Here is a 24226-nt window from a genome sequence, read left to right on the forward strand (position 1 = left end):
GAAAACATGATTATTTTTCCCGCTATTGATTTGCGGAATGGGAAAGCAGTGCGCCTGGTAGAAGGCGATTTTAAACAGGAAACGGTGTATGCGGAAGATCCTGCGTCAGTCGCAGAACAGTTTAGGGATGCGGGAGCAGAATTCCTTCACGTTGTGGACTTGGACGGTGCCCTGGCCGGAGAGAGCAGAAACCTGGAAGTGATCCGGCGTATTCTGGCGAAAGCCGGTAACATGAAAGTGGAAGTGGGCGGCGGTATCCGCGATTTGCATGCCGTATCGCGCATGCTGGACCTGGGGGTGACCCGAGTTATTTTAGGCAGCCTGGCTGCCCGGAATCCGGCAGAAACGCGGGAGATTTGCAAGTATTTCCCCGGTCAGGCGGTAGCTGGGATTGATGCCAAAAACGGTGAGGTGGCCGTGGAAGGCTGGGGTGTTTCCGGCGGCATGAATTATCTGGAACTGGGAAAGCGTATGGCGGAAATCGGTATTAAGCATATTATTTTTACAGATATTAGCCGGGACGGCAAACTGCAGGGTGTGAATGTAGAAGCTACTGCGGAGCTGGCGAAGGCCAGCGGAGTGAAAGTCATTGCCAGCGGAGGCGTGGCTTCCATTGAAGATGTAAAAAAAGTTATGGCCCGGGAGAAGGACGGGATTGAAGGCGTGATCATCGGGAAAGCGCTGTATGCCGGTAAAGTGGATTTAAAAGAAGCGCTGGCTGTGGCAAAAGGTAAAGCGTGAAACTATTTGCTGAAACACGGACGTATTTCAGATTTTTTTCGCATATTTTACAGTGCGCCCCGAGAGAGTAAGCAGCAGCCGGAGACTGCCGCTAATTTTTGAAATAACTGCGAAATCGCGCTGTCATGCGTGGTTTCGCTCCATATAGTTTGTTATAATAGTAAAGGGGAACAACATGCTGACCAAACGAATCATTCCCTGCCTGGACGTAAAAGAAGGGCGTGTCGTAAAAGGCACGAATTTTGTAGGTTTGCGGGACGCAGGTGACCCGGTTGAACTGGCTTCCGTCTATGACAGGGAAGGCGCGGATGAGCTGGTGTTTCTGGATATCACTGCCAGCGTGGAAAAACGCAAGTCCATGCTGGACGTCATCAACCGGACGGCGGGCAAGGCATTTATGCCCCTGACGGTGGGCGGCGGCATCAGTACCGTGGAAGACATCCGCAACTGCCTGAACGCGGGAGCGGACAAAACTTCGCTGAACACGGCGGCAGTAAAAAATCCGGACTTAATCGCCCGGGGCGCGGAACTGTTCGGCAGCCAGTGCATCGTGCTGGCAGTCGACGCGAAACGCTGCGGTACGGACCGTTGGGAAATTTATGTGAACGGCGGCAGAACGCCTACGGGAATCGACTGTCTGGAATGGGTGAAAAAAGCGGTGAACCTGGGGGCCGGTGAAATCCTGCTGACCAGCATGGACGCGGACGGTACCAAAAACGGTTACGATATTTCCCTGACAAGAGCGGTGGCGGAAGCGGTGAACGTGCCTGTCATTGCCAGTGGCGGCGCCGGTACGCTGGAACATTTTTATGATGTGCTTGCGCTGGGAAAGGCAGACGCGGTGTTGGCGGCTTCCGTATTCCATTACAAAACGTTTACGATCCGGCAGGTGAAACAGTACCTGCGGGATAAAGGAGTAGAGGTGAGACTGTAATGAAAATTGATTTTTCCAATCTGAAATTTGATGAAAAGGGATTGATCCCTGCCATCGTGCAGGATGTGTACAGTGATGAAGTGCTGATGTTAGCTTATATGAACGGCGAGAGTCTGGCAAAAACGGTGGAAACCGGCTATACCTGGTTCTGGAGCCGCAGCCGTCAGGAATTGTGGAACAAGGGTGCTACCAGCGGCCATATGCAAAAAGTGGAATCCATTACCTGTGACTGCGACGGAGATGCGCTGTTGGTGAAGGTAGACCAGACCGGCGCGGCCTGTCATACGGGACATCGCTCCTGCTTCTTCAATCCCCTGTGGAATGAAGGAGAGGGCAGGAACCTTCCTGTTCCGGAACCGGACAATGAAAGCATTTACGGTGTGCTGGCCGAACTGTACCGGGTCATCCTGTACAAACGGGAACACGGCGGCGAAAAGAGTTATACCAAGTACCTGTTCATGAAAGGGCAGGACAAGATTTTAAAGAAGGTGGGCGAAGAGTCGGCGGAGACTATCATCGCTTCCAAGAACAACAGCCGCCAGGAAGTAATTTACGAAATGAGCGACCTGTGGTATCACTGCATGGTATTGCTGGCGTACCACGGTATTACCCCGGCAGAATTGCTGCATGAATTGTCCGGCAGAAGGTCAAAGGAAAACAACAGTAAATATTGAAATTTAACCGAACGGCTAAAATATGCCCGGTGGAAGAAAGGGCTGCATTCGATAATTTTATACACTGAAATGCCTGCATCGTAAGGTGCAGACATTTTTTTATGGTATAATAATATATTAAATTAAGTGTTAGCAGTGTCAGGGAGGCAATCATGGATAAACCTGTTCTTATCATTGGTCACCAGCATCCGGATACCGACTCGGTCTGCTCGGCTATTGCCTATGCCTATCTGAAAAAGCAGCAGGGCTGGAATGCGGAACCGGCCCGGGCGGGCAAGCTTAATCCGGAAACGGAGTTTGTGCTGGATTATTTTAAGATTCCGGCGCCCCGGCTTGTTAATTATTTCTATCCTTCCCTGGAAGATATCAGGCTTCTGCAGGCGCCGGCCGTGGGCATGCAGGCTACGCTGCGGGAAGCAGGCAAGCTGTTTGTGGAAAACCCCCGGCTGAAGTCCGTGCCGGTGCTGGACACAGAGGGAAATGTGGCCGGCATCATCACGGTAGGCGATTTGGCCAAACGTTATTACGAAGAGGAATCCATCAGGGAACTGGAGGATGGTTCCGTCAGCTATGCCAATATTGTCAGCACGTTGGAAGGCAGGCTGCTTTGCGGGGATACCGGGAAAACCTTTTCCGGCAAGATCAAGCTGGGCGCGTCTCAAACGGCGACTATTCTGGCGGATGTGGCGCCAGGGGATATGATCATCCTGGGGGACCGGGAAGATGTGCAGAAGGAACTGTTGGGAATCGGCGGCATCTGTCTGGTGCTGACCAGGAATACCCCTGTTTCGGAGGAAATTATCCGGCTGGCGGAAGCAAAGGATGATGTGATTATCGTTACGCCCTTTGACAGTTACCGCACGGCGCGGTTAATCAACCAGAGCATTCCCGCGAAGCTGATCATGACGTCTCCGGTGGTCTGTTTTAATGAAACGGACCTGTTGGCAGATGTAAAGGAAAAAATCCTTTCGGCCAAATATGTAACCTATCCTGTGCTGCGAAAGGGAAAATATACCGGGATCATCGACCGGGGCATGATGCTGGAGCCGGAACGGCAGCAGGTCATCCTGGTGGATCACAACGAGCGGAGCCAGGCGGTGGAAGGCATTGAAGAAACGCAGATCCTGGAGATCATTGACCACCACCGGCTGGGGGGACTTACTACCGGCGCGCCGATTTACATCCGGCAGGAACCGGTGGGTTCTACGGCCACGATCATCGCAAACATGATGTGGAACCATGACATAGGCATGCCGCCTTACATTGCGGGCATCCTGTTTGCCGCTATGGTTTCGGATACGCTGTATTTCCGTTCCCCTACTACGACGGAGGCGGACCGGGCAGCAGCCAAACGGCTGGCAGTACAGGCGGGCATTGAAGATCCGGAAGTTTTTGCTATGCAGCTGCTGCGGGCAGGGAGTGTGCTGAACACCATGGCCCCGGCAGATATTATCCGCAACGACTTCAAGGAATTTGATTTCGGGGATGTGCGGGTCACGGTGAGCCAGATCAATATTATGGACCGGCAGCTGGCCATGGAAAAACTGCCGGAATTGCAAAAGGCTCTGGATGAATTCAGAAAACGTGAAAACTATGATATGTCGCTGCTGATGGTGACGGACGTGCTGGGCGAAGCTACGGACCTTCTGGAGGCGGGCTGCCGGGACAGTGTGCTGGATCTGGCTTTTGGAGACCGGGACGCTGCGGGGTACTATCATCTGGCGGGTGTGCTGAGCCGGAAAAAGCAGGTAATCCCGCCACTGACGGAAGCTTTTAAGAAAATGGACTGAGGATAAGCATGAAACATTACATGTGTTTTGATATTGGTGGAACTTCCGTGAAATTTGGCGTAGCCGGAGAAAATGGCGCATTGCTGCATAAAGGCGAAATTCCCAATGTAATTACCCAAAAAGGCGTGGACGGCCTGGTGGAAAGCCTGGCTTCCGTCACGAAACAATACCGGCAGGAATACAGTTTACGTGGAATTGCGGTTTCCACTGCAGGCGTGGTCGATCCGGAAAAAGGTTTGATCTTATACGCACCGAAGTATTTTCCGGGTTATCCGGGCACGGCGCTGGGAGAACGACTGGAAAAACGCTGCGGTCTGCCCTGTACGGTAGAAAACGATGTAAACGCCGCGGCGCTGGGGGAATACTGGCTGGGCGCAGGACGGGGTGCGAAATCGCTGTTCTGTATTACTGTCGGAACCGGAATCGGCGGCTGTGCCCTGCTGGACGGCCGGGTGATCCACGGTGCGGCCTGCTTCGGCGGGGAAGCGGGGTTGCAGCATATTACGCCGGATAGCACATGGGAAGAGATGGCGTCCACCCGGGCGTTGATCCGTAACGTAGCAGCGGCAAAAGGAATTTCGGAAACTGCGTTGGATGGCAGAAAAATTTTTGCCCTGGCACAGGGCGGAGACGAAGAAGCTGCGGCTGCCATTGCCAGACAGATGGATGACCTTGCGACCGGCATCGCCAACATTTGTTATATCCTAAATCCGGAACGGATCATCGTAGGGGGCGGCATTGCCGCACAGGAAGCATATCTGTATCCGTTGCTGGATACAGCGTTGCGGGAAAAGCTGTTCCCGTTGGTGTATGAAAAACTGACGCTGCGGTTTGCCGCGTTGCAAAATGATGCCGGTATGCTGGGCGCTCTTTACAATTTCTTAATGCGGCAGTAAAAGTATTTGCCTGCCGGTCGTGTTGCAACGATTAGTATTTTATAAAAATATAATAGGTTTCTCTTGACAAATATACCCCTATGGGGTATATTATTTTTGCCTGGGTAAATACCCTGTGGGGGTATAGGAGAAGGATTCTGATAAGCAGTGGCCGGACTCTCACCGGCTGCTGCCGGAATGATGGAACTGCAGGCAGGGAGAAGGTCTGCAGTTCTTCCCTCTTTTGTGTGAAAGAAGAAGGTTTGAATATGGCAAAAGAAGAAATAATGGCAAAAGAAAAAAAATCTTGTTGCGCTGTAACTTTAATGTCCGATGAAGGGGAGACCATGTCCGGGTCTTCCTGCTGTGATTGTGTGAAACACAAGCACCGGGATGTAAACAGCAAAGAATACAAAAGCATGATCCGCCGCCTGAAGCTGATTGAAGGTCAGGTCCGTGGCATCGAAAAGATGGTGGAAGAGGATCGTTACTGTATCGATATCCTCATTCAGGTCAGCGCGATCCAGAGCGCACTGAACGCTTTCAACAAAGAATTGCTGGCCCAGCATATCCGCGGCTGCGTGGTGGATGATATCCGTAACGGTAAGGATGAAGTAGTAGATGAGCTGGTGGCAGCGGTGCAGAAGCTGATGAAGTAAGATGAATCTGCAGGCAGGTGTTTGTCTGCATAAAGGGAAACAGAGTAATGTAACAAAAAATGCGATTGCAGCCGAACCGTTGCAAGCAGAAAGGCAGTTATGAAAAAAGAAAAATATATCGTTACGGGTATGACCTGCAGCGCCTGCTCCAGCCGTGTGGAAAAAGCGGTGAGTAAGCTGGAGGGAATTGGAAAAGCCAGTGTGAACCTGCTGACCAATTCCATGCAGGTGGAATATGACGAAACGAAATTAAACGAAGCGAATATTGTTCAGGCTGTAGTGGATGCAGGCTACGGCGCCGAACGGGTGGAAACGGGCCACAGCAGTAAAACGAAGAATGATTCAATCGTCGGCGCAGCAGCAGGCAAAGCAGTCGATACTTCTTCTGCAAAAGCAAAAAAACCGGAAGAAAACCCGGCGGTGAAAGCAGCGAGGGAAGCTATTGCGGAAATGCATCACCGGCTTATGTGGTCGCTGGTATTTTTAATTCCGGTGCTGATTCTTTCCATGACGCCTATGTTTGCAAAATTTTTCGGATTTGCGGTTCCGGATATTTTGCAGAATTATTTTTACGGAACCAATAATGCAATCTGGCTGGCTTTTACGGAATTTATCCTGGTACTGCCTATTCTGATTATCAATAAAAAGTTTTTTATCAGCGGATTCAAGAGCCTGGCCATGGGCGGCCCCAATATGGACACACTGGTGGCGGTGGGTTCCGGCGCAGCGCTGCTTTACGGAATCTTTGCCATCTACCGTATCGGCTGGGGCCTGGGCCACGGCAATGCGGCGCTGGTGGATTTGTACCGCATGAATCTGTATTTTGAATCGGCCGGTATGATCGTTACCCTGATTACGTTCGGCAAGTGGCTGGAAGCACGTTCCAAAGGCCGCACCTCCAGCGCCATTGAAAAACTGATGGACCTGGCGCCGAAACAGGCTGCGGTCATCCGTGACGGCGCGGAAGTTTTCATTCCGGCGGAAGAACTGGTGGAAGGCGATGAAATCGTGGTGCGCCCCGGCGAAAGCATTCCGGCAGACGGGGTGATCATCAGCGGTACTACCAGCGTAGACGAAGCGGCCATTACCGGGGAGAGCATCCCGGTGGAAAAACAGCCGGGAGATACAGTCATCAGCGCCACCATCAATAAAACCGGGTTTATTCATTTTACAGCCCAACGGGTAGGGGACGACAGCACAATCAGCCAGATTATCCGACTGGTGGACGAAGCCAGCAGCAGCAAGGCCCCCATTGCACGCATGGCGGATAAAATAGCCGGTGTATTTGTACCGGTTGTCATGCTCATTGCACTGGCAACCTGCATCTTCTGGCTGCTGTGGGGCGAAAGTTTTGAATTTGCCTTCAGCTGTGCCATCAGCGTGCTGGTCATCAGTTGCCCCTGCGCTCTGGGTCTGGCCACGCCGGTGGCTATTATGGTGGGAACCGGCAAAGGCGCGGAGAACGGTATCCTGATTAAATCCGGGGAAGCGCTGGAAACAGCACATAATCTGGATACGGTAGTGCTGGATAAGACGGGTACCATTACGGAAGGCAGGCCCCGGGTCACCGATGTGATTTTGCTTCGCGGCGCCGCCGATGAAAAGAATCCGGACTTTGCGGCGCTTCTTACCGCAGCGGCAGGACTGGAGCATGGCAGTAGTCATCCCCTGGCAGGCGCAGTGATGGAATATACAGCGGAAAAGCAGGTTGCAATTCCGAAGATGGATAATTTTGTAACGCTTTTCGGAAAAGGCGTCCAGGCGGAACAAAACGGAAGCACATTTTACGCAGGCAATGTGACGTTGATGGAAGAAGCCGGCATTGACATTGCTGCGGTATCCGGCCAGCTGGATAAACTGGCGGATGAAGGCAAGACCCCGTTGCTGTTTGCAAAAGATAAAGAACTGCTGGGCATCATTGCCGTGGCGGACAGGGAAAAGGCAACCAGCCGTCAGGCTATCGCGGAATTTAAAAAACTGGGCATCAATGTGGTGATGCTGACCGGTGACAATCAGCGGACGGCGGAAGCCATTCGGAAACGGATGGACATTCCCCGGGTCATTGCCGGTGTGCTGCCGGAAGGAAAAGAAAAGGTTATTGCCGACCTGCAGGGCGAAGGCCATAGGGTTGCAATGATCGGCGACGGCATCAACGACGCGCCGGCGCTGGCGCGGGCGGATGTAGGTATCGCCATCGGTGCCGGTACGGATGTGGCCATTGAAAGCGCGGATATCGTACTGATGAAAAGCGACTTGCTGGATGCGGTGGATGCGGTACGTCTCAGTAAAGATGTTATCAAAAAAATAAAAGAAGGTCTATTCTGGGCCTTCTTCTACAATGTGGTCTGTATTCCGGTGGCGGCAGGTGCGCTGGTGCACTGGGGCATCCATCTCAATCCCATGTTCGGGGCTGCGGCCATGAGCCTGAGTTCCGTTTCGGTGGTGACTAACGCGTTGCGGCTGAAAGGATTTAAGCCGACTGTGGCGGTGAAGAGCAAAGAAACAACAGAAACCGGAATTGTGCAGTTGCAAAGTCTGGGTATGGTACCGGTGAATGCCGGTAAAGATAATAAAAATATAAGTATTACAGGAGGTTCAATTATGGAAAAAGTATTAAAAGTGGAAGGCATGATGTGTGCACATTGCCAGAAACACGTGACTAATGCGCTGGCAAAGCTGGAAGGTGTAACTTCGGTAGACGTTAGTCTGGAAGCTAAAACTGCTACGGTAAAGGCTGACCGCGATATTCCGGTGGCTGAATTTGAAAAGGCGATTAGTGACGCAGGATATGAGCTGGTGAAGTAAATACATTTCGTGAAATAACGCAAACGCTCACTACGTTTTGCTTCAGCCTTTTTCCCATCAAATGAATAAACTGTTTCCAAATAAAAAACCTGATGTTTTCGCATCAGGTTTTTTAGTATCCAAAATAGTTATTTCAAAACAACATTACCAAACACTATGTTTCGATAACCTTCCGGGTCGGTATCGCCTTCCGTATTGATCAGCAGGATCACGGAATCGTCCCGGAGACGGAATAAAATCCGAAGCATTTCATCCTGCAGTATTCGGTTGACCAGTCCATAGGTAACGGCTCCCGATTCCCCGGCGACAATCGCTTTGTCACTGCCAACCGGGTTTGCGTAGGCACGCATGCCTTCTTCCGTGATGATATCCTCACAGGCACAGAAGAAAGTCGACTTGTCCCGGATAGCAGGCCATGTCACCCGGCAGGGTGTGCCACAGTTCAGTCCCGCCATAATGGTTGAAGGGTTTCCTTCTACAGTGTGAGCCTGCCCATCTCCGGCTTTCACAGATTGATAGATGCAGGCGGCTTCCACAGGTTCAACAATAGTAATATTAGGAGGTTTTTCGCGGTAGCAGGATTGAAGAAACTCCATAACGCCGCCGGCCATGGCTCCGACGCCTGCCTGCAGAAAAACGTGGGTTGGAATAATATGTCCCAACTGTTCTACGGTTTCTGCCGCCAATGTCAGATAACCGTCGATAATCCATTCCGGATATTGTTCGTATCCGTCCCAGGCGGTATCCTGAATCAGTATCCAGCCATTCTTAAGCGCCAGGTTCCAGGAATGTTCCACAGCCTGATCATAATTAAATTCTGTAATTTCCGCAGTGGCATTGCCTGCTTCTTCGATGGCAATACGTCGCGCTTCCACAGAACCTTTTGGCATAAATACAGTGGCGTTGCAGCCAAAAAGCTTTGCGGCCCAGGAAACACCCTTGCCGTGATTGCCATCCGTGGCTGTGACAAAATGGATTTTGGCGCATCGCTTCCGGACTTCTTCTTTCTGAAAGTAACGGTAATCAATGTTTTTGTAATCCAATCCCAGTTTTTCACAGAGAATGCGGAACATGGCATAGCTGCCGCCCAGTCCTTTAAAAGCGTTGAGACTAAAACGGGTCGATTCGTCTTTTACATAAAGGCCCTTGATATGATACGTCGCAGCCCTGTTTCTCAGCGAAATCAGTCGGGTAGGCGCATAGACGGGCAGGCTTTTGTGAAAACGAAGCGCATCTGCAGCCATAGTTTTGTCAAATCGTCCATATTGGTTTGCATGTATTAAGTTTTCATTTTGCAGGACGTAGAAATTTTTGAACCGGTGTTCCATATGAATCGTTCTCCGCGATTGATCCAGTGATATCAGCAATGCAAAAATTCATTACATTTATTATGTAATAACTATAGCAAACCGCTCCCCGGTACTTCCAGCGGGTCCGGACCGTAATCGTTGGGTCCTTCTGTGCCTTTAAAGAACAAAAGGTAGATTCCCAAAACAAGGTTTACTAACGGTACGAACACACCGATGCACCACCAAGCTGGGCGGTTCAGGTCATGCAGACGGCGTATCATGAGCATAAAACTGGGAATTACGGCAACAAACGAAATAATAGTTCCCAGCATGGCAATTGCGCTGCTGTTCATTGAAACGGCAATCATGGTGATTAATTTTGTAATGACTGAAATCGCTGCTCCGAGGGCGAGGCCGCGGAAGAGATAACGCTTGCGGTTCAGGCGGTTGTCGTGACGAAGGAACATGGACTGCAGATCTTTGTCCGGTTCGTATTTGGGAGCTGTTCCACTCTGGGAAAGTCCTTCCTTGCGGCTGTAATCAGAATGCGGAAAGGCCTGTTCAGCTTCTTCCCGCAGAGTAGAAGGCGTGCGCCTGTTTTCATTGAACGCTTCTTCATGGACAGGCTGCGGGCCAGGGTTCGCTTCGCGGAGTGGGACGAAAGCATCCTGAGGATTTTCGGGCGCGGAATCCGGATGAAGAGCCCCAACCGTTGCAACGGCAGCTGCGCCGGCAGCGCCGGTTACTGCGGGAGAGGTTTCAGGGGTATCGAAAGGTGTGGCAGCGTCAACTGTTGTTGTATTTGCCGGACGTACGTTTATCGCAGCATCTGCGGGGGATCTGCCTGGCGCGGTAGGGGTTACCGGTACTTCCGGTTCCGTTTGTGTTACCGGAGCTCCGCAGTTCGGACAGAATTTATTGTCGCTTTTTAAGGGCGAGCCACAGTTTTCACAAAAATTAGCCATGATAGTTTCCTCCTCGTTTTAGTTTATACAATATTGAGTATGTAAAATTTTAGTACTGAATAACAACAAGGTTCCTGTAAAAATTTAGAATAAACAAATATATTCTATTTTCTATGCTTATAAAAAGACTTGTCGTTAAAAGTTTTGCAGATCTTTTAATTATATTCTATACTATCGGACAGCCACATGTAAATGCGACCATACAAATATTAAGGGGCAGGGTGATGCAATTTCCCGGGAAATATTGTAAAATTAAACTGCAGGAGGGAATTGACATGAAAAAAATACTAACGATTTCACTTGTTTTTACACTGCTGTTTACAGGTGTGTGCTTTGCGGAAAAAAGCAAGCTGAAAAAGAAATCATGGACACCGGTGCAGACGAGAGTAGAAAACTCAATAGAAGTGCAGGACTTTTATAATCATATGGAAGTGCACCATGAAGGAGATAAACAAATCGGCCTTTGGTTCGTAACTTTTATTCCCAATCAGAAAGGTGTTGCGCATTCCTATTTTTATGAAGCGGTTGTAATGGATTATGCAACCGGGAAATACAGGATTATTCGCGCTTACCAGGCAGACAGGAAGAACAAAAAAGTCAAGACTTCCGATCAGCGTTTTATCGATCCGGAATGGAAAGCTATTTCCGGAACAAAGTATGAAACGTTGTATTACAGAATGAAGCCTTCGATTTGGTAAGAAAGCTATTGACAAAGGGTGTTTTTTTCCGTATAATATCGCTTGTAAAGCTTTTGGGGGCGTAGCTCAGCTGGGAGAGCGCTTGAATGGCATTCAAGAGGTCAGGGGTTCGATCCCCCTCGTCTCCACCAGAATCCATGCGGGTTTGCGAATTTTCGCAAACCCGTTTTTTTGCATTTCCATAGCACTCCATAGCAGTTCATAGTGAATTGCAAAAATAAAAAGAAGAGATGATTAATTCGGCGTTTACCGATTGACCATCTCTTTTTTGCGAAAAAAATTATTTTAAAAGATCATTCAAGTGTTCTGTTACACTTTTTCTCAATTCCGCCTCATAAGGCTTTCGCAAACGGCGCATTGATAAATTGTGAGAAGCCTGTGCTTCCCCCATGTCGCTGGTCTAAAGATATCAAGTCACAGACGTCTTCTCCGGTTACGTCGGCAATTGCGTATAGAACATCAAATGGAGAAACCCTCGAACCTCTCTTTCATACGTTTTGATGGTCGCAATCCTGACGAATAAATACAGATATTTTTGATGATTCTCGTATGCATACATTGTTTGCCACTCTATCAAAAATATGAGGGATGCAGACGGGAAAAATGACGAAATAGAAATCCGAAATTCTTGAAATAGGCTCTGTGACTTGGGTTATACAACTTTTGCTCATTTTCAAACTGAATTTTTAAAGTCTGTATGATATAATAAAATTTAAAAGAAGAGATTTTGGATACTAAACGTGATATAATTAAAATACATACATTATACATACTACAATGGGACTTAGTAAAGCATGTGGAAAAATACTGTATCACGGCACTACAGGTTATCAAAAAGGTTTTTTCATTGGTGTGGTTTTTGCTGGTATAGTTGGTGGCATCATACCAGCACTTGTTGCTTATAAGTGCTGTAAATTTGACAGCCCATCTACAGCTGTATGGTCCATATTTATCTTACAGATTATAGTTAGTTTTTTAAGCGCCTATCAAATTGTTCCAATAGGCAGCATTCCAATAGGCATAATTTTAGCGATTTTGTTGTATCTTTTTAATAAAAAATGATTGTTGAACATAATACGAGGAGAATCACCTATGAGAAAGATTTTACTAATTATAAGCATTCTACTGCTACTTACTAATAGTTGTTTTGCAAATTATCAACCAATAAGAGTCCTGGATGGCACGCTGTATGTTCCAGCGACTGGTTTTAAGCAATTGGATATACCTACACCCTATCCCAATGGTGGAATGGCGCTATTAGGAACCGTTGAGAAAGAAGTCAGCGATCCAAAAGTACTCAACTTATATAATATTTCTGTAATATTTGGTAAGGATGAAACACTCACAACAATGAGGCCTGAAGAAGAGGAAGTGGTTTTAAATAACGCGTTCATATCTCTCTGGGAGGGTACAAAGAGAAATACCAGAGTTGCAACGAAACAAGAATTAATATCCAAGGAGTTTTGTATTAATAGATATGGGAAAAAATACTTAAAGTTTGTTAGCATTTCCGGCAATCCCAATAGACCAAATCTTGATTCCCTGAACAAAACAACTATTTATATTTTTGGAGATACTGGATACTTCATTGAGGTAAGTGCAATGGTTAATTTTGCCAAAAGATATGAAGATGAATTTGATTTTATATTAGATTCGTTTATGGTTAAATAGCATTGCTAAGCATTAAATTTTCCTTTGTAATGTTTAACATCATACACGCCAACAGCATTGTTGCCCGCCAATAATAGAGCTTCACAGTCAAACGCATACTTATCAATCCAGTAGATTTCTTTAGCGCATGTGAAGAAAGGGTATTCCCCGCCTTCTACCATCGCATTTGAATCCAGCTTTCCAGTGGTTGTACTAAAGATATCATTCCACTTTTTTACAACTAATCCTTTTTTGTTAGTTTCAGTATTTCCAAACATCTCGATAAATTGCGATTTGTATCACTGCCATCATTATAACAAAACAGCCGCAGAAAATAAATTCCACGGCTGTTGAATCACTTACTGTGCAAAATCAGGGTTTATCAGTCAGCAAGTGTTTTTATCTCCGGGACTTTTTTCTTTCGTCCCGCGGTATATGGATGATTTCAGAGATCCAGGTTTTTTTCGTATTCGACAAGGAACGCTTCAAATTTGTCCCTGTCCCCGGTAAACTTATATTTGTGCTCCGGAGCCGGGAACGTGCCCGCTTTGACTTCGGCAATGTAATCCTTCATACCCTGCGTTGCGATTTCACCCAGGCTGCAATACTTTTTAGCAAACTTCGGGGTGAAGTTTTTGTACACCCCAAGCGCGTCCGCTGCCAGGATGACCTGACCGTCACAACCGCCACACCGCCTTCCAGTTTGATGGCGTCCACGCCGCCTGTTCACCGTTTTCTTTCATCTGCTGAAGATCCAGGATCGTCTTTTTCTTTGTCATCTTGCGCACTCTCTTTCATTTAAAGTTACCCGGTTCTCAGCTAAAGAGGACCAGCAGTTCTTCACCGGTCATATTCATCGTCGCGCCCATAGCCATGGCTTTGGATGTCAGGAACACGGGCTTCCGCTCCATCATATCGGAGAAGGCAGGAGCTGAGAAAACGGCCGCGGGAAAGTCCAGCTTTTCCAATACTTCTTTGCTGAAAATACCGCAGAACAGCATCCCGTTTTTGCAGCGCGCCTGCAGGATATTCAGTTCCGTGTCCGGGATGTTGACCGCGATTCCCCGGGCGTGACACTCTCCGGCGGAGAGATCGTATATGACGGTATCATCCAATTGCATCTCTTTTTGAATCATAAAGCACCTCTCAGTTCTCAATATTCAGCCCGCCTTTCAGATAGAACGCGCCGCGTCCCTGAAGCAGAACGGTGTCCCCGTCCTGACGGCACACAATGGTGCCGCCGCGTTTTGAAAGGCTTCGGCAGACCAGTTCTTCTTTTCCAAGCCGGTCCTTCCAGAACGGCATCAGCGCGCAGTGCATGGAACCGCAGACCGGATCCTCGTTTACATTGATTTTCGGCCAGAAAGCGCGGGCAACAATGTCATAGCGCGGATCGTTGCTCTTTGCCGTGACGTAGACAGAGAGACCTTCCGGAAACTCTTTCAGCTTCTGAAAATCAGGCGTCAGATTCCGGACCGTTTCATCGGAATCATAAACCAGCAGCAGGTCCCGGTCTGTCTTCCAAACTTCCGAGGGAACTGCGCCCATTCCTTCCCCCATATAATCTGCATAGGCAAAAGGCCGGGGAGGAAGCGAGGGAAACGCCATCGTCAGAATATCATCCTGTTTCGTAATCACAAGGTGATGCCCGCATTTCAGAGCATTGAAATGGATTTCTGTTTCGTTCTGTTCAAAGAAGCGGAACAGGATATACGCGGAGCCGAAGGTACAGTGCCCGCAAAGATCGATCTCATCCACCGGGGTAAACCAGCGCAGTTCATATGTGCAGGGATGACCGCCCTGCCTGACCACAAATCCGGTTTCGGAGAGATTGTTTTCCATGGCGATTTTCTTCATCGTTTCATGGGGAAGCCACTGTTCGAGGACACATACTCCTGCGGGGTTTCCCTCAAACAACCGGTCCGCAAAAGCGTCAGCCACAAAATATGGGATCATGTTTCTGTTCCTTTCCGTAATAATGTTTTATGTTCTCCCGCAGATCACGTCAATTTCAACCAGCGCGCCCATAGGCAGGGCAGCAACTTCCACACAGGTGCGTGCCGGGTACGGCGCGTTGAACGTGGACCGGTAAACCGCATTCACTTCACCGAATGTTCCCATGTCTTTCAGATAAACAGTAACCTTAAGAACGTCGTCCAGACTTCTGCCGGCATCTTTCAGGATTGCCTCTATCTTATTGAGGGCAGTTACGGCCTGCCCGGCAGCATCGCCGTCTGTTTTGCCGGTAGTAAGATCTGTTGCGGTCACGCCGGACAGGAAAAGCAGGTCCCCGAACTCCGTCATGGTAGAAAAAGGCAACCCGTTTCCCGATGACCCGGGACTGTTATATGTTTTGCGCATAGAATTTCCTCCTCTCTTGTTCTGAAAGAATATTAGCACAGAATTATCTTGAAGTAAAACGCATTTTATAACATGTATCCATGATAAAATTCTCAATATAATTTTTATCTAACCAATGATTTTTTCTTAGAAAACGTAAAAATCAGTAATTAATCTTGCGAAACTGTATAGCGGATAGTATACTGAAGATGAGGAAATACTCAATAATTACAAAAAGGATGTGGTTTCATGTCGCTTTATACTTACAGGGTTTTTCACACTATCGTTCAGTGCAAAAGCTTTGCCAAAGCAGCCGGGCAGCTTCATTTGACGCCGTCCGCTATCAGTCACGCAGTTTCAGACATGGAAGAAGAATTCGGCTTTCCTCTGTTTATACGCGAAAAGAAAAATGTAACGCTGACGGAGAACGGAGCGCAGATATACAGCTATATACAGGACATTCTTTATACTTCAGATCTGCTGGAAAAAAGGATATCCCAGATCAACGGTTCCCAACGCGGCAGCGTGCGTCTCGGTCTGATTGACAGTACGGCAATTCAGTGGCTTGAAGGAATTATGAATGCTTTTCGTGCGAAAGCCCCAAATATTGAGGTGATTGTCCGGGAAAACACATATCACTCACTTGTCGGGGCTGTCATAAACCGCGGTCTGGATCTGGCAATTGTGTCTCATTCTTCCATACGCTCGCTTACTGTGCCCCTTCAGTTTATCCCTTTATATGAAGACCGCCTTATCTGCGTTTCCCCGAAAGAATATGTTCCCCGGAACAGGAATTTCATTACACCGGAAGAACTGGACAAGCTGGAGCTGATTCTGCCTCTTGGCGGAAACGAATCTGATGTTGAGCAGTATCTTGCCGCCCAAAATATACAGGGAATCTGCCGAAGCTCAGCCATTACCAATTCATCGTTAGTATCAATGGTCCGCAGTGGATTTGGTCATGCAGTAGATGCTTCTCTGTCTCTTTACAGCGCAGGAAAACTGGATGATCTTAATGTCTATCCCATTGTGCCTTCGGGGAGCAGGACGTTGGGCATCATTACGCAAGACCCGAAATTTCTGGCGCCGGCCGTCAATGATATGATTACCTGCATACAGGAATTTGTTAATCATTACACCGGTTATAAATTAAAAAGCGTACAATAATAAAGCAGCCGTGGAAAAAGTTCCACGGCTGTAGAATATTTTACTGTGCAAAATTGGGGTTTTGACTACTTTGACCGTCATCCAAATTCAGCGCCACAGGCGGATTCTTTTTTGTTAATCGGCATAGTGGCTCCTTATGTATTAAATATCTTTTATTAATACAACCGAAGATGGACCAGTATAGACATGTTAAACCAGTCTGCCACCGCCATGGAAATCCTGGAGAACAGTTTTAGTTTGTCTTTCAGGATTACCCGTGCATCTGTGAAGAACTCCCGTTGCTCCACCAAAACAACACCGGCCTTCTTTGCAAAGGACAGACCGCTCTCAATGTAAAAGTGCATAGCAGCGGATTTGTTTCCGGTTCTTCTCACATAATAATCCGCAAATTTTATCCCGATCCGTCCTGTCGCATCAAAGATCAGTTCAGCCTTTTTAAACAGATTCTTTACCCGATCGATAAATGCCAGGACGTCTTTTTCATAACAATATTGAAAAACGCCGGAAGCAATCAGCAGTGTGGGCCGGGTACTGTCCATCTTACCTGGCCATTCCATTGAAAAGATATTGCCCTCAATCAAAATTTCATTCGGCGCTTCGCCCAGAACCCTTTTCCTGATTGCTATCACTTCAGGGAAATCAATCTCATAAAACGTCGCGTTGCAGCAGTTAATACGAAAAAATGAGGTTTCAAGTCCGCAACCCAGATTCACGATATTACATGTCCCATGTTCTTCGATAAACGATCTGACCATCTGATCCAGGTTATAATACCGGGCTGCCGGCGCAATCATTGTATATTCAGGCGAATTCTTCTGGATGCTGTCACCGGGAATCATGGCCTCCAACTCTATCGCTTTGGCGTCATAAAAATATTCCGGGAAATGGGTAGAAACATACGCCCGCCCTGCAAGCGGAATGAACAGCGTATCGGAAACACCTTGGAATTCATGCATAGTTGTATTTTCTCCAAAAAACCTCGCAAATACAAGTATGCGGGGTTGCCACATTTTCAGTTTCTAACTCGGCCAGCCACTATAGGTCGACGTTTGATATTTCCAGCCTTAGTATGGTTAGCAGTCGCTAACCAATGATATTGTAACAGAATATATAGAACCTGTCAACAGGCAGTTAAAACAAAACAGCCGTGGAAATTAAAGTCCACGACTGTTGCGTAATAATTGGGTTTTAGCTGTTTTTAGTATACGTGTTCTACATGCCGCTGGCCGTCACGATCACACCAAATCCTGTCCATGTGCCTGTTGCCATGTTCATCATGCCAGACATGTTCCTTTTCCAGAACATGACCATTATGGCGTCCGGACTCATGCGACGGCCCGTGGAGCTCAACCCTGTCCGGAACCGGCAGCGCATTATGAAGCTTTGGAGACGCTTCCGCGCAGGAAAATCCCATGATACCGGCCAACGCTGCTACAACCAACGTTCCTTTCAACATTTTCTTCATAGTCAATTACCTCCTGCACTTAAAAACGTTCTTTATTTCACAGACCACACAAAACTCCAAAACATAAACGTATCATCAAATCCTACATTGCTATTCTTTCCGAAGTTCATATCAATACCTCCCTTTATAATTCGCTATGTTGCCGGCAGTTTTCGGTTGCCGGTTCTTTTTATACCATTACGGGTATCTGTATTTCTTGTTTTGTATTATACCGATAGGGGTATATATTGTCAAGAGGCAAAACACATTTTTTAAAAATTTTTTCAGAGAAATATAAAACAGCGGAAATCATCCGTTTCCGGAGATCCGCTGTTTTGCGATCCTACTCCTTATTTTCCTGTCAGTTGTTCATTTCATGTTGGCAAACCGCTCCATAGCTTTCGTAAAGCGTTTTATAGTTTTGTCTGCATCTCCGCTTTCAATTCCCTCCCGCACACAGTGCCGGATATGGCCTTCCAAAACCACCTGTCCCGCCTTATGCAGCGCTGACTTAGCCGCATTGATCTGTGCCAGAATATCTTCGCAGGGAACATCTTCATCAACCATCCGGTCAACGGCCTGGATCTGTCCAATTATCTTTTTAATCCGGCGGTGAATATTATCCGAAACATTACGATCAATCATATTATAAACCTCCTGCTGCAGGGCATACCCCTATGCCTATTACTTTAAATTATAAAGATATTGTGCTGATTGTCAAGCATATAAAAATAGCCGTGGTCGCTCCACGGCTGTTAATAAAAACTGGAATTACCTGAATAATAATGCTAACTTTTTCCCACAAACTATTTCATTATTTTTTCAAAACGGAACATCCCGTCCGGGAACTGATTGTCCAATTCATTGCCCGCATCCGGATCCTTCGGGTCAGGATGATACCTGTTGAAAAACTCTACAATATGAAATCCGCATCGGTTGACGTAGAAATGGATATTCCGTTTTTCAAAATACGGAGTCATCGTTTCCCAAACCTTAACTTCCGGATGGAGCTTTTCCACCGCGCGCCACGCAGCGAAACCTATACCTTTGCTATGTTCCTTCGGGGAAACAAATAACAATTCCAGGTTGCCCCGTTCGCCATTAACTTTGATAACAACGCCGCCAGCTTTTTTATCGCCTGCCATAATACGATAGGCTTCCCCGCTGTCGATACAATATTCTATCGTCTCTCGGGAAATAATTTCATTCTCTTTTTCAAAATGATCGTCCCGGAGACCGAATTCTTCAAGGGCTCCATAGTTAAAAGCGTCCTGGTTATCACGAATGAATTGTTCACGGTCGTCCGATTTCAAAGGACAGAGAGTTACGTTGATCATATCAATTATCCCATTAAATTTGAATTTGCCGGCTATACGATACTCCATTTTCGCCGCATCGTATACCCATTAAGCAAAATCACGATTTGCACGATTAGTATTGATTTACTTAATTATAACAAAACAGCCGCGGAAAAGTCCACGGCTGTTAGAAAAATACGAATTTATTAGCAATAAATACTATTAAAATGTCTTTTATTACCCTCGTTAAAAAACGGATTTTGTTTACAAAAACCGCAAAACACCTGAATTTAACGCTATTTTGAAAAATATTAAGAATTTTTAACAAATGATATTGACAATACTATTAGGAATTATTATAATTAAAATAACTTAATTGGAAGATGACTAATTAAGTGTGAGCCAAAACAATATCATCCTCCTACCTTCTCCTATAACCCCTTTTGACAGCAAGATAGAAAGCCCGTATCTGGACCATGCGGGCTTTTTATCTTGCCTTTTTGTAATACGATACTCCATTTTCGCCGTATCGTATTACCATTAATCTAAAAAACATAATATTACACGCTTTTCCCCATTTCATAGGACTGCTTCTCATAGGGCGAATTTATGGTTTCTCCCTTTTCGTAAACCCCGTGAGCCAAAATCACGCCTTTTTCTTCAATACCGGCAAAACAATCGGCAAAACCGCGGAAACATTCGAGCGAGCGCTGCATGATGGCTTCACTATCTTCTGCAGCGGTCAGGATATAATAGAATTCCTTGTTCTTCAGCTCCGTCCAGCGGGGCAACGTGCGATCCAGCATGGTCTTTACCTGACCAGCAATCGCGTAGAAATACACCGGAGAGGCCAATACCAGCACATCGGCCTCAATCATCTTGTCCAGGATTTCCGTCATATCATCCTTTTGGAAGCACTTATGAGTATGCCGACAAACATAGCAAGCGCGACAATAGCTGATTTTCTTGTCATTGATGAAAATCTTCTCAACATCGTGACCAGCCTCTTATAACGGAGAAGTACCTGAAGAACGATACAGGGTATGAAACCGGTCCGGCTATTTTGAACGCATTGGGTTTCACTACGTTGATGTCGAATAATCAACGCACTTTTGTGTCCAATGCAGCCTCAAAGAAATCTTTCGTAGATAAAAATCTGAATATCAGAATTATAAAACCGAAAGTGATATTGTCAGAGCGTAATATCCGCTATTTCGAATTTTTGGATTTGTTGAAGTTGCTTGATGAAATTCCCATAGATAACCAGCAACCGGAATTGAAACTCGCAAAAATCATATTCATCTATAATTTGTATCCAGAAAATTTGGTAACTTATGCGCAGTATTACGGGAAAAAGGTCTTGAAAGCGGTTTATGATTTACAGAAAAAAGGAATTGCTAAATAATGAAAAGTTATTACTTAATAGACTACGAAAACGTACACGATAACGGATTCAAGGGAGTTGATCAACTGACAGGTAAAGAACTTGTTCATATTTTTTCGTCAGTGAATGCCCCGTATATCAATATAACTTCGTTGTCATCTTTAAAATGTAAGCTCAATTTCCATAAAGTGCCAGCTGGTAAAGAATCTCTGGACATGTGCTTAAGTTCGTATCTCGGATATCTTATTCATAAGAACAAAGGGAAAAAAGCTATATACATTATTATCAGCCAGGATAGAGGGTATGACCGGGTCATTAAATATTGGAAAGAAGCAAACGGCGTAGTCATTGGTCGGCGCAGTTGTTTCGAAATTCAATTAAAAGAAGAGAAGCAGATCATCGTTCCCAACAAAAAGATGAAGATTAACCTGGAGGTTCAGCAGGTCCTGGCGCAGGCCAAGGTTGATAATGATTTGGTTAATGGCGTAGCTTCGGTTGTAGCGAAAAACTTCAATATGAAAAACCGAAAACAGGTTATTTACTTAACGCTGCTATCGAGGTATGGACGGGAGAGCGGGCTGCAGTCATATAATTTAATTAAGCATTTGTTGTAGAGCTGAGGAAAAAGGAAGATATTAAATGAAAAAGATTGGTAGAATAGCAATTTTCGATTTTGAAGGCCCGCTACCCGAAGGGTGCCCCAAACATTATGCGGAAGTTAATTATCAGTGCAGGGCTGCGCTGGCCGATTGGTTAGAACAACACGGCAAAGATTATTTTGTGAAGAAAGAAGAAAACGGTGTATCCGTTTACCAAGATTTTTTGACGAGGATTTTATTGGTGCCCATCGACCTGAATCGTCCCTGGCTCATCCATGGCGAACGTACTGAAAAAATTTGGTACTTAGATCAGAAAGACGAATGGAGCCAAGTGATACCGGATGTGCAGCCGACACATGTTATAATTGGTTTTACCGGGGATTCGTGCGTTGAGCGTAGAAGAAATGCGGGAATTAAAAATGCCCAGACAGAAGATTCTCCGAAATAGAGGCAAGTGGATTTGAGGGCGTAATCATGAAGACGGTACAAGAAGTTTTGAAGGAATTGGAAACTGAAGAACTAATTAATGCATATCTGGAACGCGTGCCAATCAGTACTAAGTTAATGATGGAGACCGAGGACAAGTCTGCGAAGGAACTGTTGTTGTATGCCCGTGGCCGCGTTCGGGAATATATTGATCGGTTGCGTAGCATTCCGGTTGATGGTTGCGAGGATAAACCATTGTGTATGTGCATAATGTAATTATTGAGAAGGACACTTAAAGCTGAAGAAAAAATTATGGAATATAAACGAATCCTTGCTGTCGGTGATATCCACGGTATGTATGAAAAGTTAATAGCATTGATGGAGCAGGTTAGGTTTAGGCCGGATGAAGACCTGCTGATATTCCTCGGCGATTATATTGACCGAGGGCCGCAGTCACTTGAATGTCTGGACTATGTTATAGCTTTAAACAAACAATATCCGGAGCGGGTCGTTACTCTGCTTGGCAATCATGAAGTGATGTGCCTGAACTATTACCGTTACAAGAAGCAGAGCAAAAGCTTCATGATAGACGGTTTGAATTACGAAATGGCACATGTTTGGCTGGATAATGGCGGGAAAAAGCTGAGAAAGCAATTTGAGTACAAATTGGGAAAAGTTGAAAGAGATAAAAGGTTACGCTGGATGCGACAGCTGTCCAACCATTATCAGGTGGATAAATTTTATTTCTGTCATGCGGGGATCCAGCCTTTCATTCCTTTGGACAAGCAGCGGGAAGGCGATCTGCTCTGGATGCGGGAAGGCTTCTTTGAACAGTACGATGGAAGGGCCGGAACCATTGTAATCGGCCATACGCCGGTACAGGAGCTGAAACAGAAACATTGGATTGATGGCCAGCCGCCCACGAAGCCACAGTTTTTGGAAAACAATATTATCATGTGCGATACAGGCGCTTACATGGAAGACGGGAAACTTAGCTGTGTGAATGTGCTGACAGGCGAGTACTGGCAGGTGTAAAATAAAAAAGGAAGGAAAAACGAAGGTCACAGGGAATTGAAGACATTTTTTTGTAGACTAGAGACAGTGAAAAAGGTCTTTAATTTTTGAGGAGACAAAAATATGGAAAACGAAAGATGTCTTAAAATTGAAGTTCTGTGGGATGCAGATAATACTACGTGGACAGCAAAAATCGAAGATGTTCCTGGTCTTGAATTTGAGGCTGCTTCATTCGATGGTTTAATTAACGGGATGAAAGAAGCGTTTCCGGAAATTACACTTTTAACCAAAGAAAAGGTAATTGGTTTTACCGGGGTTCGTGTGTAGAAGGAAAGCGGACAAATGCTGTTGATTCAATTACGGGAATGTTAGAGGGAAAAGACACAAGCAAGAGCTTAACCAAGCACGATCTCCGGCACATGACGGATCAGGAGCTGCAACGATTAACCGGCAAAACAGTTAATGAATTATATAACAGGCAAAAAGCAAAATGTGATAAACTGCTTCAGGAAGCGCTGGATGCTCGTGACGCAAACGACCAGGAACTCTACAACGAACTTTGTGCCCGTGTTGGTAGAGCCAAGATAACTGAAGGTATCTTAAAGGAATTTTTGGGAAGGTTTTAGAGTAAAAGGGGTATGTATCCCGGAACCGTCGTGTAAGCTTTTTTGCCATCAACGTATTCCAAACAATAAAAATTAACGGTGCAGGCGACGAACCCGCACCGTTTTTTGTTAGCGATCGGCAAAATATATCCAAAAACTCATATAACCGTCATATACACATTTTCTTCCGTCGCGCGACAATTACATTAGCCACAAGGCGAAACGCCGCCAAAAGCGCCTTTAAAAAAGCCAGTGCTGTCCGGCCGTTTGGAAACAGGACTGCGGAAATGATGATATTGGTATCCAGCATTACCTTCATTTGGCAGCAGCCCCTCTTCTGGACCGGGTAATCCATTCAGCGACGTCTTCTTCGGAAAACAGTCCGGCTTTTGCAGCTTCGCCTTTCATTTGTTCCTGAAACTGCATCAGCATATATACTGCAGAATTGACGACACGGACGGTATTACCATCCACAATAAACGTTACGCGGTCGCCGCTTTCAACGCCAAGAACGTTCCGGACATTTTTGGGTATCGTAACCTGTCCCTTCGGCATCACTTTTGCATCATTAACAAATACGGACATTTATATGTACCTCCCGTCATTAAAGTAAGAAAGTAGGGAAATAGGGAAGTTCATGTATATTATAAACTGATATGGAATATTTTGCAAGGAGATGTTAGAATGACTGTGTGACAAGTATGTGACAGACGGTTTCAATCCAATATTTCTCTCACCCGAAACTCGTCTACATGGCATATATAAAGTTATAGGAACAGCCTGACGGGGACGTCCGTCAGGCTGTAATTTTTTTTTCGTCACCGAATCCATTCCTTCTTCACGGAACAGGTATGCGCAAAGACGATTTT

Annotated in this window: 30 protein-coding genes, 1 tRNA gene and 1 pseudogene; 19 read left to right on the plus strand and 13 right to left on the minus strand. The window is 46.3% G+C overall.

The annotated features are described in order from the left end of the window. Positions 1-6 precede the first annotated feature (6 nt). The 7 genes from hisA to ACZOWY_RS08395 all read left to right on the plus strand — a co-directional run bounded on the left by hisA (position 7) and on the right by ACZOWY_RS08395 (position 8478). Positions 7-741 (plus strand): 1-(5-phosphoribosyl)-5-[(5-phosphoribosylamino)methylideneamino]imidazole-4-carboxamide isomerase, encoded by a 735-nt coding sequence (hisA, locus tag ACZOWY_RS08365; RefSeq protein ID WP_484395432.1) that lies wholly within the window; start codon positions 7-9, stop codon positions 739-741. Positions 742-916: 175 nt separating this feature from the next. Continuing rightward, positions 917-1675: an imidazole glycerol phosphate synthase subunit HisF gene (hisF, locus tag ACZOWY_RS08370; RefSeq protein ID WP_484395434.1), complete on the plus strand. Its 759-nt coding sequence runs from the start codon at positions 917-919 to the stop codon at positions 1673-1675. Beyond that, positions 1675-2349 (plus strand): bifunctional phosphoribosyl-AMP cyclohydrolase/phosphoribosyl-ATP diphosphatase HisIE, encoded by a 675-nt coding sequence (hisIE, locus tag ACZOWY_RS08375; RefSeq protein ID WP_484395436.1) that lies wholly within the window; start codon positions 1675-1677, stop codon positions 2347-2349. The genes hisF and hisIE overlap by 1 nt, the downstream gene beginning before the upstream one ends. A 152-nt stretch (positions 2350-2501) precedes the next feature. Then, positions 2502-4139, plus strand: coding sequence for a putative manganese-dependent inorganic diphosphatase (locus tag ACZOWY_RS08380; protein ID WP_484395441.1), 1638 nt, complete (start codon positions 2502-2504; stop codon positions 4137-4139). A gap of 8 nt (positions 4140-4147) precedes the next feature. After that, positions 4148-5035 (plus strand): ROK family protein, encoded by an 888-nt coding sequence (locus ACZOWY_RS08385; protein ID WP_484395445.1) that lies wholly within the window; start codon positions 4148-4150, stop codon positions 5033-5035. Between the two features lie 326 nt (positions 5036-5361). Continuing rightward, complete coding sequence (locus tag ACZOWY_RS08390; RefSeq protein WP_484395684.1) at positions 5362-5673, plus strand: metal-sensing transcriptional repressor; 312 nt, start codon at positions 5362-5364, stop codon at positions 5671-5673. Positions 5674-5772: 99 nt separating this feature from the next. Further along, positions 5773-8478 (plus strand): heavy metal translocating P-type ATPase, encoded by a 2706-nt coding sequence (locus ACZOWY_RS08395; protein ID WP_484395450.1) that lies wholly within the window; start codon positions 5773-5775, stop codon positions 8476-8478. A 128-nt stretch (positions 8479-8606) separates the two neighbouring features. On the opposite strand, the gene ACZOWY_RS08400 is transcribed toward ACZOWY_RS08395, so the two are convergent. Both ACZOWY_RS08400 and ACZOWY_RS08405 read right to left on the minus strand, forming a co-directional pair. Next, a complete protein-coding gene (locus ACZOWY_RS08400) occupies positions 8607-9806 on the minus strand; it encodes a diaminopropionate ammonia-lyase (protein WP_484395454.1) in 1200 nt (399 codons plus the stop codon). A 71-nt stretch (positions 9807-9877) separates the two neighbouring features. Next, positions 9878-10732, minus strand: coding sequence for a DUF805 domain-containing protein (locus ACZOWY_RS08405; RefSeq protein WP_484395456.1), 855 nt, complete (start codon positions 10730-10732; stop codon positions 9878-9880). Between the two features lie 275 nt (positions 10733-11007). Here ACZOWY_RS08405 and ACZOWY_RS08410 point away from each other — a divergent pair, with 275 nt between their 5' ends. The 4 genes from ACZOWY_RS08410 (at position 11008) to ACZOWY_RS08425 (ending at position 13101) form a co-directional block, all read left to right on the plus strand. Next, entirely contained in the window at positions 11008-11430 is a 423-nt protein-coding gene (locus tag ACZOWY_RS08410; protein ID WP_484395459.1) for a hypothetical protein, read from the plus strand. Positions 11431-11485: 55 nt separating this feature from the next. After that, positions 11486-11561: transfer RNA gene (locus tag ACZOWY_RS08415), tRNA-Ala, on the plus strand. Between the two features lie 646 nt (positions 11562-12207). Continuing rightward, positions 12208-12492 (plus strand): hypothetical protein, encoded by a 285-nt coding sequence (locus tag ACZOWY_RS08420; RefSeq protein ID WP_484395462.1) that lies wholly within the window; start codon positions 12208-12210, stop codon positions 12490-12492. 30 nt (positions 12493-12522) lie between these two features. Continuing rightward, positions 12523-13101, plus strand: coding sequence for a hypothetical protein (locus ACZOWY_RS08425; RefSeq protein WP_484395467.1), 579 nt, complete (start codon positions 12523-12525; stop codon positions 13099-13101). 5 nt (positions 13102-13106) lie between these two features. Here ACZOWY_RS08425 and ACZOWY_RS08430 read toward each other — a convergent pair whose 3' ends face one another. From ACZOWY_RS08430 to ACZOWY_RS08450, 5 genes are all read right to left on the minus strand, one after another. Next, positions 13107-13358, minus strand: coding sequence for a restriction endonuclease subunit S domain-containing protein (locus ACZOWY_RS08430; RefSeq protein ID WP_484395470.1), 252 nt, complete (start codon positions 13356-13358; stop codon positions 13107-13109). Between the two features lie 167 nt (positions 13359-13525). Next, the gene (locus ACZOWY_RS08435) at positions 13526-13810 is read right to left on the minus strand and encodes a 3-methyl-2-oxobutanoate hydroxymethyltransferase (protein WP_484395475.1); all 285 of its coding nucleotides are present in this window, start codon (positions 13808-13810) and stop codon (positions 13526-13528) included. An 85-nt stretch (positions 13811-13895) separates the two neighbouring features. Then, positions 13896-14216, minus strand: a complete 321-nt coding sequence (locus ACZOWY_RS08440; protein ID WP_484395479.1) for a hypothetical protein — start codon at positions 14214-14216, stop codon at positions 13896-13898. 10 nt (positions 14217-14226) lie between these two features. Further along, positions 14227-15036 carry a PhzF family phenazine biosynthesis protein gene (locus ACZOWY_RS08445; RefSeq protein WP_484395483.1) on the minus strand — a complete coding sequence of 270 codons (810 nt, stop codon included), beginning with the start codon at positions 15034-15036 and terminating at the stop codon, positions 14227-14229. A gap of 27 nt (positions 15037-15063) precedes the next feature. Beyond that, entirely contained in the window at positions 15064-15441 is a 378-nt protein-coding gene (locus ACZOWY_RS08450) for a RidA family protein (RefSeq protein ID WP_484395489.1), read from the minus strand. A 228-nt stretch (positions 15442-15669) separates the two neighbouring features. Here ACZOWY_RS08450 and ACZOWY_RS08455 point away from each other — a divergent pair, with 228 nt between their 5' ends. Continuing rightward, positions 15670-16587, plus strand: coding sequence for a LysR family transcriptional regulator (locus tag ACZOWY_RS08455; RefSeq protein ID WP_484395494.1), 918 nt, complete (start codon positions 15670-15672; stop codon positions 16585-16587). Between the two features lie 155 nt (positions 16588-16742). Here the strand turns inward: ACZOWY_RS08455 and ACZOWY_RS08460 are convergent, their stop codons facing one another. From ACZOWY_RS08460 to ACZOWY_RS08480, 5 genes and pseudogenes are all read right to left on the minus strand, one after another. Continuing rightward, the gene (locus ACZOWY_RS08460) at positions 16743-17543 is read right to left on the minus strand and encodes a class I SAM-dependent methyltransferase (RefSeq protein ID WP_484395499.1); all 801 of its coding nucleotides are present in this window, start codon (positions 17541-17543) and stop codon (positions 16743-16745) included. Between the two features lie 242 nt (positions 17544-17785). Next, positions 17786-18052: a hypothetical protein gene (locus ACZOWY_RS08465; RefSeq protein WP_484395503.1), complete on the minus strand. Its 267-nt coding sequence runs from the start codon at positions 18050-18052 to the stop codon at positions 17786-17788. Positions 18053-18400: 348 nt separating this feature from the next. Then, positions 18401-18676 carry a metal-sensing transcriptional repressor gene (locus tag ACZOWY_RS08470; RefSeq protein WP_484395506.1) on the minus strand — a complete coding sequence of 92 codons (276 nt, stop codon included), beginning with the start codon at positions 18674-18676 and terminating at the stop codon, positions 18401-18403. 161 nt (positions 18677-18837) lie between these two features. After that, complete coding sequence (locus ACZOWY_RS08475) at positions 18838-19368, minus strand: GNAT family N-acetyltransferase (RefSeq protein ID WP_484395688.1); 531 nt, start codon at positions 19366-19368, stop codon at positions 18838-18840. A 521-nt stretch (positions 19369-19889) separates the two neighbouring features. Continuing rightward, positions 19890-20321: pseudogene (locus ACZOWY_RS08480) on the minus strand (flavodoxin family protein); the annotation flags it as partial. A gap of 98 nt (positions 20322-20419) precedes the next feature. On the opposite strand from ACZOWY_RS08480, the gene ACZOWY_RS08485 reads away from it, so the two are divergent. The 7 genes from ACZOWY_RS08485 to ACZOWY_RS08515 all read left to right on the plus strand — a co-directional run bounded on the left by ACZOWY_RS08485 (position 20420) and on the right by ACZOWY_RS08515 (position 23378). After that, the gene (locus ACZOWY_RS08485; protein ID WP_484395511.1) at positions 20420-20734 is read left to right on the plus strand and encodes a hypothetical protein; all 315 of its coding nucleotides are present in this window, start codon (positions 20420-20422) and stop codon (positions 20732-20734) included. Then, entirely contained in the window at positions 20734-21327 is a 594-nt protein-coding gene (locus tag ACZOWY_RS08490) for a PIN domain-containing protein (protein ID WP_484395515.1), read from the plus strand. The genes ACZOWY_RS08485 and ACZOWY_RS08490 overlap by 1 nt, the downstream gene beginning before the upstream one ends. Positions 21328-21352: 25 nt before the next feature. Then, positions 21353-21760: a hypothetical protein gene (locus tag ACZOWY_RS08495; RefSeq protein ID WP_484395519.1), complete on the plus strand. Its 408-nt coding sequence runs from the start codon at positions 21353-21355 to the stop codon at positions 21758-21760. Between the two features lie 26 nt (positions 21761-21786). Continuing rightward, entirely contained in the window at positions 21787-22014 is a 228-nt protein-coding gene (locus tag ACZOWY_RS08500; RefSeq protein WP_484395522.1) for a hypothetical protein, read from the plus strand. Positions 22015-22050: 36 nt separating this feature from the next. Further along, on the plus strand, positions 22051-22773 hold the full coding sequence (locus ACZOWY_RS08505) for a metallophosphoesterase family protein (RefSeq protein WP_484395527.1): 723 nt from the start codon (positions 22051-22053) through the stop codon (positions 22771-22773). 102 nt (positions 22774-22875) lie between these two features. Next, positions 22876-23079, plus strand: coding sequence for a DUF1902 domain-containing protein (locus ACZOWY_RS08510; RefSeq protein ID WP_484395529.1), 204 nt, complete (start codon positions 22876-22878; stop codon positions 23077-23079). A gap of 38 nt (positions 23080-23117) precedes the next feature. Next, complete coding sequence (locus ACZOWY_RS08515; RefSeq protein WP_484395531.1) at positions 23118-23378, plus strand: hypothetical protein; 261 nt, start codon at positions 23118-23120, stop codon at positions 23376-23378. Positions 23379-23672: 294 nt separating this feature from the next. Here the strand turns inward: ACZOWY_RS08515 and ACZOWY_RS08520 are convergent, their stop codons facing one another. Further along, on the minus strand, positions 23673-23942 hold the full coding sequence (locus tag ACZOWY_RS08520; protein ID WP_484395534.1) for an AbrB/MazE/SpoVT family DNA-binding domain-containing protein: 270 nt from the start codon (positions 23940-23942) through the stop codon (positions 23673-23675). Positions 23943-24226 lie beyond the last annotated feature (284 nt).

The sequence above is a fragment of the Succiniclasticum sp. genome (assembly GCF_056977735.1).

Excerpts from the sequence above, each read along its gene's own strand:
- ACZOWY_RS08410 (WP_484395459.1), top strand. The coding sequence starts at position 11,008 with ATGAAAAAAATACTAACGATTTCACTTGTTTTTACACTGCTGTTTACA.
- ACZOWY_RS08455 (WP_484395494.1), top strand. The coding sequence starts at position 15,670 with ATGTCGCTTTATACTTACAGGGTTTTTCACACTATCGTTCAGTGCAAA.
- ACZOWY_RS08520 (WP_484395534.1), bottom strand. The coding sequence starts at position 23,942 with ATGTCCGTATTTGTTAATGATGCAAAAGTGATGCCGAAGGGACAGGTT.
- ACZOWY_RS08515 (WP_484395531.1), top strand. The coding sequence starts at position 23,118 with ATGTTAGAGGGAAAAGACACAAGCAAGAGCTTAACCAAGCACGATCTC.
- ACZOWY_RS08510 (WP_484395529.1), top strand. The coding sequence starts at position 22,876 with ATGGAAAACGAAAGATGTCTTAAAATTGAAGTTCTGTGGGATGCAGAT.
- ACZOWY_RS08405 (WP_484395456.1), bottom strand. The coding sequence starts at position 10,732 with ATGGCTAATTTTTGTGAAAACTGTGGCTCGCCCTTAAAAAGCGACAAT.
- hisIE (WP_484395436.1), top strand. The coding sequence starts at position 1,675 with ATGAAAATTGATTTTTCCAATCTGAAATTTGATGAAAAGGGATTGATC.
- ACZOWY_RS08485 (WP_484395511.1), top strand. The coding sequence starts at position 20,420 with ATGTCGAATAATCAACGCACTTTTGTGTCCAATGCAGCCTCAAAGAAA.
- ACZOWY_RS08385 (WP_484395445.1), top strand. The coding sequence starts at position 4,148 with ATGAAACATTACATGTGTTTTGATATTGGTGGAACTTCCGTGAAATTT.
- ACZOWY_RS08500 (WP_484395522.1), top strand. The coding sequence starts at position 21,787 with ATGAAGACGGTACAAGAAGTTTTGAAGGAATTGGAAACTGAAGAACTA.
- ACZOWY_RS08470 (WP_484395506.1), bottom strand. The coding sequence starts at position 18,676 with ATGATTGATCGTAATGTTTCGGATAATATTCACCGCCGGATTAAAAAG.
- ACZOWY_RS08465 (WP_484395503.1), bottom strand. The coding sequence starts at position 18,052 with ATGAAGAAAATGTTGAAAGGAACGTTGGTTGTAGCAGCGTTGGCCGGT.
- ACZOWY_RS08445 (WP_484395483.1), bottom strand. The coding sequence starts at position 15,036 with ATGATCCCATATTTTGTGGCTGACGCTTTTGCGGACCGGTTGTTTGAG.
- ACZOWY_RS08495 (WP_484395519.1), top strand. The coding sequence starts at position 21,353 with ATGAAAAAGATTGGTAGAATAGCAATTTTCGATTTTGAAGGCCCGCTA.
- ACZOWY_RS08400 (WP_484395454.1), bottom strand. The coding sequence starts at position 9,806 with ATGGAACACCGGTTCAAAAATTTCTACGTCCTGCAAAATGAAAACTTA.
- ACZOWY_RS08420 (WP_484395462.1), top strand. The coding sequence starts at position 12,208 with ATGGGACTTAGTAAAGCATGTGGAAAAATACTGTATCACGGCACTACA.
- ACZOWY_RS08390 (WP_484395684.1), top strand. The coding sequence starts at position 5,362 with ATGTCCGGGTCTTCCTGCTGTGATTGTGTGAAACACAAGCACCGGGAT.
- ACZOWY_RS08430 (WP_484395470.1), bottom strand. The coding sequence starts at position 13,358 with ATGTTTGGAAATACTGAAACTAACAAAAAAGGATTAGTTGTAAAAAAG.
- ACZOWY_RS08380 (WP_484395441.1), top strand. The coding sequence starts at position 2,502 with ATGGATAAACCTGTTCTTATCATTGGTCACCAGCATCCGGATACCGAC.
- hisA (WP_484395432.1), top strand. The coding sequence starts at position 7 with ATGATTATTTTTCCCGCTATTGATTTGCGGAATGGGAAAGCAGTGCGC.
- ACZOWY_RS08475 (WP_484395688.1), bottom strand. The coding sequence starts at position 19,368 with ATGATCAACGTAACTCTCTGTCCTTTGAAATCGGACGACCGTGAACAA.
- ACZOWY_RS08440 (WP_484395479.1), bottom strand. The coding sequence starts at position 14,216 with ATGATTCAAAAAGAGATGCAATTGGATGATACCGTCATATACGATCTC.
- ACZOWY_RS08460 (WP_484395499.1), bottom strand. The coding sequence starts at position 17,543 with ATGCATGAATTCCAAGGTGTTTCCGATACGCTGTTCATTCCGCTTGCA.
- ACZOWY_RS08505 (WP_484395527.1), top strand. The coding sequence starts at position 22,051 with ATGGAATATAAACGAATCCTTGCTGTCGGTGATATCCACGGTATGTAT.
- ACZOWY_RS08395 (WP_484395450.1), top strand. The coding sequence starts at position 5,773 with ATGAAAAAAGAAAAATATATCGTTACGGGTATGACCTGCAGCGCCTGC.
- hisF (WP_484395434.1), top strand. The coding sequence starts at position 917 with ATGCTGACCAAACGAATCATTCCCTGCCTGGACGTAAAAGAAGGGCGT.
- ACZOWY_RS08450 (WP_484395489.1), bottom strand. The coding sequence starts at position 15,441 with ATGCGCAAAACATATAACAGTCCCGGGTCATCGGGAAACGGGTTGCCT.
- ACZOWY_RS08490 (WP_484395515.1), top strand. The coding sequence starts at position 20,734 with ATGAAAAGTTATTACTTAATAGACTACGAAAACGTACACGATAACGGA.
- ACZOWY_RS08425 (WP_484395467.1), top strand. The coding sequence starts at position 12,523 with ATGAGAAAGATTTTACTAATTATAAGCATTCTACTGCTACTTACTAAT.